We start from the raw sequence: 11,832 nt of genomic DNA on the forward strand, positions 1-11,832 counted from the left end.
AAGAATTGATCAATGATAAAGTCAAATTAAATTTAACTGGGTATTTAATTAACTGAATTTTCACAAACGTTGATTTTGCGTATAATAGAGTTATCACAAAAGGAAGTTCTTATGGGACAGACTCATAAAGCTAGATTAAGCGTAGATTGTATAACAGAAGAGAAGATGTATATTATTAAAATGTTAGCAGCAAAAAAGTAGATGGCTATTAACAAATATTTTTTATCTTTTGCCTGACAAGAGGTACCCAAATGTGCCGGCCATGATTGCAACAAAAGCCATGAGCTTAATGAAGAGACAGCGCAAGTTTTAAGAAAAACTAAGAGAGGTGAAAACATAGAAAGCCACGAATCCCTAGAAGACTTTTGGAAAGCAGTGGGGATGAAATCGAATACTTCAGCTTAAAAATTCGACTAAGTTCAAAAAAGATTTAAAGAAATTTCAACACCAACAGCACATAATTGGCGAACTTAATACTGTCGTTACCGCTCTGCTCAAAAAACAAACACTTAATCCTAAATACATTGACCACTCCTTATCTGATGATGGGGTTGATTATTACAGAATGCCATGTAAAACCAGACGTTTTACTGGTCTATTGGATAGATGAGGAAATAGGTTCTCATGCTAATTTGTTTAGAAATAAAATGGGTAAAAGTTTGCCTGATAGAGTAGAAATCAACTTTGGGAATTTAAATTTAACGCTGAAAGCGGGTTTATCAGCCTTACCTCTAAAATTAATGTAAGTTGCAAATAACTAATTTGTTAAAAACAATTGCTACTAGAATTTCTAACACTCTAATTTCAAATTTATTAGATGTTTTTGTATGAAATTTTTTAGGCATCGGTCTTGATATCACGCCAAGTATCCCAATAAATTTTCCAAAATTATGTTCATTCCAAATTTATTAATAGTGATCGATTTAATTTTTGGGAGTTTTTCCAATACTCGGGTGAGAGTATTTCCTATATAAAGAAAAATATTGTAAATTTACAAAAAACTCCCGCTAATGCACAAATTTGTATTCCTGCTTTTTGATTGATCAAACGTTTATTGTGTGAGAAAGTGAATAAAGAAAAAATTAATACAATTTTAAGCTTAGTCAAAGCTCCTCTTAATCATCCATTTTTTTATCCACGAATTTTTGCTTTAATCGCTAAACAAAAAAAGCAAGAAAGATTAGCAGCGGATAAAATTTGTGCTTATATAGTTGAAGAATACGAAGAAATTTCTCGACGGTTAGATCGTTCGCAAATTCAAGAAAGTTGTTCTGTTCGCAACATTTTACGAACAGGCCATTTAGCGGCCCTTTTAATCGATGATAAAGGTGAAATTAATTTCGCGGTCTTGCCAACGCTTATTCAAAAATTTAAATCCCATTTATATTCTCTTGGACCTAACAGACAATATGATTCTAAACGTCAAGAGCATATCTTGAAAGTTTTACAATTTTTGTTAACTAATAAAGAGCTAGTCCGATCCTTAAAAAAAATTTCAAAACCTTTATCGAATAAAATTGCTGAAGACATTATTAAGCAAACGTTGCAAATTCCTTCACAAACCGTTATTACAGATGCGCATGCAAAAAGAGCTGTTTTAGCTGCCTGGTTATGTTATTTACGGCAAAATGTTGGATCTTGTTTTGCAACCGCACCGGCTGAAATTATTCAAAATGAACAGCCCGAACAATTTTTGCAGGATATGACCGATTTACTCGCGACAGGCCGTTTAAAACGTACATTTGGGGGAGCAGAATATTCAGTTCCCATTAGTGCAAGTTGGGGAAGTGGGGATTTAAAAAAACCTTTGCTCCTTTCTATCTCTTCTAAAAAAATCTCGCCTGAGATTTGGTATTCTCCTGGATTAATAGTCGCTTTTGAAGCTGTTGGATTACTTCAAAAAAATGAAAAGCTTAAAGATAAAATCAAAAGGCTTAAAGATTGGATTGATCCAATCATTTTACAACATTCGCGTCACACTAATTATTGCATAGTGACAGCAGAAGTGATTTTAAGAACTATTTTAAGGCAGTCTATAGGACTTTCAGAACAACAAATTAAAGATTACGAAGAGCGTCCTAGAGGCATGATTCAAAGTAATTTAATGCAAATACCTGCTATTGGTAAACAAACAGGAGGAATTGGAGAAAAATGTGCTAATTTTCTTTATTTGTTTGAAATAGGTAAAAATGCTTTTAAATCTTTAGCTGATAATGCCTTACTAAAAACTTGGGAATTTACTTTAGCTTCTTTTTCCGAAACTAAATTAGAGTTTACGACTTGGAATTTGTATGCCAGTTTAGGAATGGGTTCCCACGAGCAAGGAGGAATTGGACATTGTATCCAAGAGCAGATTCAATATAAACTAGATCAAGCAAATAAACTTGTTCAAGATGCTCAATATGAGTATGAGATGATGTATACGCATGTCAAAACTTTAGAATCACGCATTAGGCATGCCAGTGAGAAAGAAGCTCAGTGGTTGAAAATGGAATATCAAAACAGAGCTAATGAATTATATTTTATCCAAGATCAACGAGACGATGCTCATCAGCGCGCTTCTGCTTTAGTTAATCTTTATGAATCTCTTTATAAAATCTATTTAGAGTTGTTTAGAGAGTATTTCCAAGAAGTTTACGATGCAGATATGCAAGAAGTGTTGACAGGTCCTTTTGATGATAGTCCTGCAGGATTCAGGTTGCTTTATAAGCACGGAAGAAGCAATTCTTCACAATGGACAAGAATCAAAAATCAAACAGATTTTATTGATTCATTAACATCTTTTTTTGTCGCAACAGAACCTCAAATTGCCTCCATGTTACAAAATTTAGGGTTAGAAAAAGATCTTGGTGAAGTTGTTACAGCTATTGTTAATCACGTAAAAACTAAAGAGTTTTTAGAAACAGCTTTTTATCGCATGGCAGCAGCTCATCGTATGCCCATTCCTCAAAATCCTCTTGACCATTTAGACCAAATAGAAAAAAAACCTTGGGTTTATACCTCTGGAGGAACGATGAATACGCTTGTTAGTTGTTATTATCGAATAGAAGACAAGCCACAGGAAGGGGCGAAATGGGTAGAAAGTGAGATGGAATTACTCGTTTTTTTTGCCGATACTTTAAAGCATATTCCACGAAAGCAGATGGAGCCTTACTTAGAAGGAAGGCGGCAATCTATGCTAATTCAATCACCTACACATGCTTTTTTATTAAAACCCAATTTAACTCCTTTTAAGGATGCTTGGATAGGTGATGAATTTACGTATACATCCGTTCGAGATAAATTTGTTAAACCGGCTGAGTTTTTTATTGAAAAAATTGTTTTAGATCACAATATGATCCATTCATTTTTACAAGAATTAATAGAAAAGATTCCGGAAAATTTTCAACCTCGTTTTAAAGCTGTTTTTCAGAATTTGACAGGTCCTTTAAATCCCCTATATTTTAGAGAAATTATTGTAGATACTTTGCAACAAGATAGAGGATTAAATATCGGTAAAAAATCCATCTTATCAGCAGACGAATTAGATAGCCTTTTATATTCTAGACTTCCTTATTTTTCAATTTATGAGCTGAAAGAAAAAATTTATCAAATTTTAATTCTTTTACCAGGCATAACCTCCTCAAAAGCAGATGAAATTTTGAGCTATTTTGATCAAATTTCTTTATCTAAATCTCAGTACGTCATGAGCGCTAATCAGTTGCAAGATATTTGTAAAGCATTGATTTGCCTCTCTGAAATGCAAACAACTTTTTCAATCGATTATCATTGGCATATTAGTTTTACTTGTCAAAAACTTGGTTTTGCTATGCCAGCTCCCATTATCTTTGCAGATACAAATTGGGTGAAAGATGAATTTGGGTTTGTTGTGAATCCTGGTACAGGACGTTTAGAATTGTGGCGAGTTGATTATACAGGTTCTATTGGATATCCGATGTCTATTTGGAAAGAATGGGTAAATGGAACCCGCACAGATCTAAAATGGGGAATTTATATAAAGCCAACCGAATATGGACAAGTTTAACTTTCCTACGTATAGTTTGTATTACAAAAATAATAATAAAAATATGTAAGTTAGAATTAATTTAATTTTGTTTGCAAAACCCTAACTATAATCAAAATTATTTTCCCACCAAATTTTTAAAAAAAGATAATGAAATTTCAAATTGAATGATTATAAGTTACTAGCATAGAGATGCTTAATCTATTCACGTCTATCTCTCGAATAAGTTACTATTGACTTTTACTTTTAAAAATTTAAAGATATCAGCAAAAATTTGTGAATTAATGTTAAATAATGAATTTTCTTTTCTCCTTATTCATCTCTTCAATTTCATAAATTTTCTTATAGAAAAAACTAATTGGAATCTTCGACTATATTCCTAAAAACATAAAATGGAGCCAATATGAAACTTGTAAAGTATCTGATGCCTATTTTGATGGCAGCAGGGTTTACATCTGCGACTATCTTTGCTCAGCAACAAGAAACCTCTTTTGAGCGTCAATTAAATGAAAACGACGATCAATCTCTAAGAGAGTTTGTACAATCTAAAGACAATATTGATATAAAAAAGAAATCCAAGAATTTAGATATTAGTGGTGATATCCGCTTTGAATGGCGTACAATCCGAGAGAAAGGGGTTGCTTTATACGCGGATGACTCTAGTAAGTTTTATGAAGATTACAGAAGTTTACGTGGTGGTTCTCATGTCGATGCAAAAGGATTACCGATTTCTCATAATGACTTTGACGTTGAATTTAATTTCAAATTAAAATATTCGTTTGGCAGATCTTGGGCTCAAGCACACCTTCAATTTGACAATCCAGCTGGTTTAAGAGGACGTAACGATTGTTCTGGGAAATTCCCCATTTATAATAAACACGGAAGTGAAGTGATCAAATCGCTCCCTCGCAATATGCAATGTTGCGGAAAAGGAAGTGGAGAATCGAATTTGATTAACTTGAAACGTGCTTATATTGGTTATAACGTTTATGCAGATGGTAAGCATCGATTTGATATGGAAATTGGACGCCGTAAATTAGATGATGTCTTTGATTCAGAAATCCAATTTTCTAGCCGCTTTGATGGTGTTTTATTGAAATTTGCAAGTGCAATCGATGAAGTGATGGATTGGTATTGGGAAGGAGCCGCTTTTGTGGTCGACGAAAGAGTCAATCATTTTGGCTATGTGACAGAAATTGGGATTTTAAATCTTTTTGATACAGGATTGGATCTTCGTTATTCTTTTATTGATTGGAAAAAGACTGGAATCAATAGATGTCACGTTCATAATCCATTAGGAACTCAATTTACTAATTCTCAAATTAGTTTTGCTTACACGATTGAGCCTGAAATTTACTGTAAAAGAATTCCAGTAGAATTCTATGGTGGTTTTTTAATCAACCATGCAGCAAAAGCAAAAGCAATTACTCATCATAAGAAAAAAAACTTAGCTGCTTATGGAGGAGTTTATATTGGGCAGGTACATAAAGAAGGTGACTGGGCTCTTGATATAGAATATATTTACGTACAAGCGCAAGCTGTTTCTGATTTTGATGTAGGAAGTATCGGACGTGGAAATCTTGTTAATGACGATTTTGCAGATTATATAGAAACTAGTCATTTGCCTTCTACAAGTGATTACTCTTCGCAAAATGGTTATTATTATCCTGCACGTGGTAATGCCAATTTTAAGGGTTGGAGATTTGAATTTTTATACGCCATTACAGATAACTTTTCTATCGACACAATCTATGAATTTAGTCGAGCAGAAGACAGTAGGATAGGTGGACGTCATAGTTATTCAGATTTTGAATTAGAGGCAATTTACGCTTTTTAATGACCTAATTGTTTCAAAAACCTTTCCTTGAAGAGAGGTTTTTGAAATTTTTATTCTAAATCCTTCTCATTCTTTGCCGTAAGGCCACTTCCAATTTTTTACTGAAGGCATATCTTCTCCAAATTGATGAATATACTCTTTATGTTCGATCAATTTATGACGCATCTCTTGTTTAGTATACGCCGCTAAATATCCAAGTTTTGGGACTCGATCAATTACATCGCCTACTAAATGAAACCTGTCAACTTCATTCAATACGACCATGTCAAATGGAGTTGTCGTTGTTCCTTCTTCTTTATAACCCCTGACATGAATGTTAGAATGGTTTGAACGTCGATAAGTTAAACGGTGAATGAGCCAAGGATAACCATGATAAGCAAAAATAATGGGCTTATTGGTCGTGAACATTTCATCAAAGTCTGTATTAGAAAGACCATGAGGATGCTCTTCTTTGGGTTGTAAAGTCATTAAATCCACAACATTAATCACTCGAATTTTCAAAGTGGGAATGCTTTGTCGTAAAATATCAACGGCGGCCAAAATTTCTAGGGTTGGGATATCTCCTGCACAAGCGAGAACAACATCTGGTTCCCCTCCTTTATCATTGCTAGCCCATTCCCAAATTCCTATGCCTGCTGTACAATGTTTGATTGCTGCTTCCATACTTAGATATTGTAAAGCTGGTTGTTTTCCAGCGACAATCACATTGATATAATTTAGACTTCTTAGGCAATGATCTGTTACCGATAAAAGAGTGTTAGAATCAGGAGGAAGATAAACGCGGACAACGGCAGCTTTTTTATTCATGACTAAATCTATGAAACCTGGATCCTGATGAGAAAAGCCATTGTGATCCTGTCTCCAAACATGAGAACTTAATAAAATGTTTATTGAAGGGATAGGAGCTCGCCAAGGTATTGTGAGTGTTGTTTGCAGCCATTTAGCATGTTGGTTAAACATGGAGTCGATAATATGAGCAAATGCTTCGTAGGTAGAAAAAAAGCCGTGACGCCCTGTTAAGATATATCCTTCCAACCATCCCAAACAAGTATGCTCGCTTAAAATTTCTAACACGCGCCCTTCTAAAGATAAATTTCCCCCATCAGTGTCTTCTGGTAAATATTCTGCAAGCCACCTTCTTTGCGTAACTTCGAATAAATTAGTAAGACGATTTGAAGCTGTTTCATCAGGACCAGTTACAAGAAAGTTGTGAGGATTTAACTTTAAAACATCCCTTAAGAAAGATCCCATGATACGAGTCGACTCTGCTTCGACCACTCCTGGAGTGACAACTTCTAATTGGTAAGAACGGAAATCTGGAAGTCGTAAATTTTTTCTTAATAATCCTCCATTTGCATGGAAATTGTCTCCCATCCTTCGCTTGCCTTTTGGAGCTAATTCGGCTAAAATTGGGAATAATTTACCTGTTTCATCAAAAAGTTCTTCCGGACGATAGCTTTTTAGCCATTCTTCTAAAAGCTTAATATGTTCTTCTTTCATATCTGAAAAAGGAACTTGGTGAGATCGCCAATAATTTTCCGTTTTTTTACCATCTACTTCTTTTGGTCCTGTCCAACCTTTAGGTGTGCGTAAAATAATCATTGGCCAAATTGGACGTTTGACGATTCCATTTTTTCTAGCGTTTGTTTGTATTTCCTGGATTTCTTTTATTATCATATCAAGCGTTTCGGCCATGAGGCGATGCATCAATTGAGGATCTGATCCTTCGACAAAATAGGGTTTATAACCGTAACCTACAAACAAGCTTTTAAGTTCTTCTTGACTGATACGAGCTAAAATAGTGGGATTTGCAATTTTATAGCCATTCAAATGCAAAATAGGAAGCACAGCTCCATCAATCGCTGGATTGAGAAATTTATTAGAGTGCCAGGCGGTTGCTAAGGGGCCTGTTTCAGCTTCTCCATCACCAATAACACATCCTACGATTAAATCAGGATTATTAAAAGCCGCACCAAATGCATGAGAAAGAGAATAACCTAATTCTCCCCCCTCATTAATTGATCCAGGAGTTTCCGGAGCTACATGACTTGGAATTCCTCCAGGAAAAGAAAATTGTTTAAACAATTTTTGCATTCCCTCGGCATCTTGGGAAATGTGAGGATAATATTCGCTATAGGTTCCTTCTAAATAAGTATTCGCTACAATCCCAGGTCCTCCATGTCCAGGGCCGATCAAATAAATCATATCTAAATCAAATTTTTTGATAATTCGATTGAGATGCACATAAATAAAATTTAATCCTGGTGTTGTTCCCCAGTGCCCAAGTAAACGAGGTTTAATATCTTTAATAGAGAGGGGTTTTTTTAGTAAGGGATTATCGAGCAAATAAATTTGCCCGACAGACAAATAATTAGCAGCTCTCCAATAGGCATTTATTTTTTCTAATAGTTCGTCAGATAAACTATTGTTAGATTCACTAGTAGGGGGCAACTTTGTTATCATGACAAACCTCATGGTTAGCTATTAATCTTAACAGCGGATGAAGAGGAGATGGAAAACAAAATGAATGAGTTACTGATTATCGAGATTTATAAATTTTCTTTTGGAAGTTAAAATTTTGCTTTCACGCTCAAAAACCGATTCGTTATTAGTAAAAACCAAGTTTCATGAAAAACTTCCAAACTCTGGTTAATTAGCTTTGTAATTCAAATAGAATTAAAAAAATAGCTTATAGACGCGAAATAATGGCAGATTCCTCAGAAATTTTTTGCCTACCAATTAATTTTAAATGCCATAAAAGGGTTGAGATAAAGTTTAAGATCTTCATATATTCTTGAAGTTTCGCACCAATAAAAAATTGTTCAAATGTTTCTTTTGTATCCAATAAAGGAGCATAAACTCATCTTGCTACGAATTCTTTTTGTGAATTTTTCTTTAATTCTTTTCTTTTTCCATTAAAAAACCTGTCCTTTATTCAATTTTTTTATTTAAAAATAACTGAATAACATAATAAGCCCTCGAAATGAGAAAAATTTGTGGTTAAAAAATTCAGGGACAAATGTAGAAGTAAATTGAGTTTGGATAGATCGCTCTAAAATAACTCTGGCACGCCTAATGCGAAAGATCAGAAAAAGGATTAGAATGGACTAAAAAAGACGTGTATTAACTTAAATATTATTTCCTGCTATTCGAAATTTATTATTTCTTCCTTTTACCTAAAATCCGCTGTTATTTTTTATTGAAAGTGTTTGAGAAGGTGAATCTTTGCACTTCCATTTTGAATTTTCATGTAAATTAAAAAAAGCAGATAGAAGGGAAGCCAGGTATTTATCGATTTTGCTAGATGAGAGTGATTAAATGCATTTTGGTAGCTTTGAGCCATGGGAGGTGAGTAAAAAATTCGCAAAAAAACGGAGGAAAAAAGTTTAAAATATAAATTTTCATACATTGCGCAAAATTTAAAAGATGATCATTTTATATTTGAAAATATTTAAATTAATCCTTTTAGCACAAAAGAGTTTTCGAAAGCTTATTCTTTCCAGTCCTTTCTTTTGCTTCATGCTTCCTAGACTCAAGCTAAACAATTCAGGCAATCAATCCTCAAAATAGAGGTCATGCTCATGTTTACTTTTTAAAATAGATTGATGCCCTGTGTAAATTAAATCTCCAAAAACGACAGAAGCTGGTACCCTGAATTTTTTTAATGAATTTGTTAAAAATTGGAAACGAGGAGATTTAATTCCTTTTTGAATGTAAACTGGAATGATCGGATAATTAGCTTCTTCGATAATGTGGTTAAAAGGGGTAGAGTGTTTGAGCTTTTCTACTTCAGAATAAATATCCCAACTTTGAACAAAAATACATACCGAGATTCCTTTTTTAAGAGTATTGCGAATCTCAGTTAAACAAGCTTGATTCTTTTCGAGAGGTTCAATATCAGGGATAAAGACAACCCGAAGTAGTCCGTATAGACGCCTTAACCAAGGAGAATGATGTTGTTCTTGCTCAATAAAAAACCGAATTCTTCGCCTTTGTGACCCTAGAATGAGTAAAGTATCATTCCAGGCTGTATGCGTACAAACATAAACTGCTGGGCAATCAGGAATATTTTCTTTGCCTTTAAATATTGTACTAAAATGCAGCTTGGATAAAATCGAGGCAATAAAGCGAGTCAAATAATCAAAAAATTGAAACATAAAAATAATAAAAATTCCGAAAGTAATAAATCCAATTAAACTAAATCCTTTGTCAGCTGAAATTTGAAAAATTTCTGAATTCAGATAAATCAACCCAGAAGCTAAAAGGACCCCGATAAAACTTAAAAAATTTGTAGCTGCAACCATTTGTCCTCGCATTTGTTTAGGACTAGCAACTTGAATGTAAGAGTCGAGAGGAATCTCAAAAATCCCTCCAAAGACTCCTAGTAAAGTCACAATTGGAATAACTGCCCAGATATTTTCTGAATATATATCCAAGAAAAATGCACATACCGAAATACCAAGCGCTCCAATAGGAACTAACCCTAGTTCTACAATTCTTCCAGAAATTTTGCCTGCAATCAAAGCTCCTGTTCCTATTCCCAAAGCTGTTAAAAAAAATAAATAGCCGCCTTGAATATCTGAAAGTTGAAGAGATTGGACAGCAAAAGGAATAATATTAAGTTGAGTAAATGCACCAACAAAAAGAAAATAAGCAGCGCCTAAAATGGCTGGAAGCAAAGAAATTTCTTGGCGGGCAAACTTCAAGGTTTGAAAAATTTGTTTTAAGAAAAAAATTTGAATTTTCTTTTCGGAGCCTGCAGGTGGTGTATGTTCAATACAAAAACTAGCCACAAGACCAACTAAAGCAATAAAGGTACAGAAAATCGAAGAAACAATAAAATTGCGTCCACTAATTTGAATAAGGAAAGAAGATAAAAATGTGCCTAAAATGATTGCAAGGAATGTAAATGAGGTCATTAAACCGTTGGCTTTAGAAATCTTATCTTTAGAGACTAGTTCTGGGACAATTCCATATTTTGAGGGGCCAAAAATCGCACTTTGGGTAGCCAATAAAAATAAAATTGCATAAGAACCCCATTTGCTTTGAAAAGCAAAAGCGCATACCCCAAGAGCCATAATTACCAGTTCTAAAATTTTTGTTGTAACGATGATATCTCGTTTGCTGAAACGATCTGCCAAAGTTCCTGAAAGCGCCGAAAATAGTAAAAAAGGGATGACAAAGGTAGCACCGGTTGAGGCTAGAATCTGGTGACTATACTCCATTCCTTCTAATTGAATGAAAAAATAAACAATCAATAACTTATAAATGTTGTCGTTTAAAGCCCCTAAAAATTGGGTTACATTTAAATAAGTAAAAGATGAAAATCGTTGTAAAAATGAGTTTAGCATATACTCTTAATTAAGAAGTTTGTATTATCTTTATTAAAAAAATTAAATATTTTTCTTATAACGCAAATTTGTTTAGTTTGTTACTTGAACATAAAAATTGACTATTGCTCAAAGCTTACTTTTCTTCCTGTAATTCTTTTCTAATACCCGCGTGTTCAGGTTAAAATTTACAGTGCTCTTTATCTCTGCAAAATGAAATAATTTTTTGAAAAATTTATCTTTATTATAAGAGTATGGATGGTTGAACCATTAGGCTCAAGCTTTTTATTAATAGATTAAAATGTTTTGATAATTTATTTAATTTAATACTTGTTTTTTTAAATTAACGTTATCAATGCGTAGATTTTACAATTATTTGTTACTAATTATTTGGTAATTTTAAACAGATAGTGATTTAATTTTTTATTTTATGACTAGCCATTATTTTTATACAGATGAAACAGAGATATCTTACTTTAAAAAATAAGTTTTATGGTCGAATAAGTATGGTTAACCTTTCTGTATTTCTAACCTTCCCATTTAGATAAAAAAACTTAAAGTTTGGGTGTATAAGCTTGTTACATTCATATGTTCTTGCTAAAATTTTATGTTGGATTCAACAAAACTGTATGCAAGGAAGGATGTAAACTTCTAACCCTAAC

Annotated in this window: 6 protein-coding genes; 4 read left to right on the top strand and 2 right to left on the bottom strand. The window is 33.5% G+C overall.

Going from position 1 to position 11,832, the window contains the following annotated elements; genetic code table 11:
• Positions 1-391 precede the first annotated feature (391 nt).
• From PC_RS10200 to PC_RS00015, 4 genes are all read left to right on the top strand, one after another.
• On the top strand, positions 392-610 hold the full coding sequence (locus tag PC_RS10200; protein ID WP_079890455.1) for a type II toxin-antitoxin system YafQ family toxin: 219 nt from the start codon (positions 392-394) through the stop codon (positions 608-610).
• Positions 552-746 (top strand): type II toxin-antitoxin system RelE/ParE family toxin, encoded by a 195-nt coding sequence (locus PC_RS00005; protein WP_181679004.1) that lies wholly within the window; start codon positions 552-554, stop codon positions 744-746. The genes PC_RS10200 and PC_RS00005 overlap by 59 nt, the downstream gene beginning before the upstream one ends.
• 320 nt (positions 747-1,066) lie before the next feature.
• Complete coding sequence (locus PC_RS00010) at positions 1,067-4,024, top strand: hypothetical protein (protein ID WP_044044575.1); 2,958 nt, start codon at positions 1,067-1,069, stop codon at positions 4,022-4,024.
• Positions 4,025-4,406: 382 nt separating this feature from the next.
• Positions 4,407-5,840 (top strand): hypothetical protein, encoded by a 1,434-nt coding sequence (locus tag PC_RS00015; RefSeq protein ID WP_044044577.1) that lies wholly within the window; start codon positions 4,407-4,409, stop codon positions 5,838-5,840.
• Positions 5,841-5,906: 66 nt separating this feature from the next.
• Here the strand turns inward: PC_RS00015 and PC_RS00020 are convergent, their stop codons facing one another.
• Positions 5,907-8,303 (bottom strand): phosphoketolase family protein, encoded by a 2,397-nt coding sequence (locus PC_RS00020; protein WP_011174555.1) that lies wholly within the window; start codon positions 8,301-8,303, stop codon positions 5,907-5,909.
• Positions 8,304-9,394: 1,091 nt separating this feature from the next.
• Positions 9,395-11,191: an MFS transporter gene (locus PC_RS00030; protein WP_052278611.1), complete on the bottom strand. Its 1,797-nt coding sequence runs from the start codon at positions 11,189-11,191 to the stop codon at positions 9,395-9,397.
• Between the last annotated feature and the right edge of the window lie 641 nt (positions 11,192-11,832).

It is taken from the genome of Candidatus Protochlamydia amoebophila UWE25, assembly GCF_000011565.2.
GTDB lineage: Bacteria > Chlamydiota > Chlamydiia > Chlamydiales > Parachlamydiaceae > Protochlamydia > Protochlamydia amoebophila.

Bases quoted from the DNA above. Each gene is read 5' to 3' on its own strand.
- PC_RS00015 (WP_044044577.1), top strand. From the start codon at position 4,407: ATGAAACTTGTAAAGTATCTGATGCCTATTTTGATGGCAGCAGGGTTT.
- PC_RS00020 (WP_011174555.1), bottom strand. From the start codon at position 8,303: ATGATAACAAAGTTGCCCCCTACTAGTGAATCTAACAATAGTTTATCT.
- PC_RS00030 (WP_052278611.1), bottom strand. From the start codon at position 11,191: ATGCTAAACTCATTTTTACAACGATTTTCATCTTTTACTTATTTAAAT.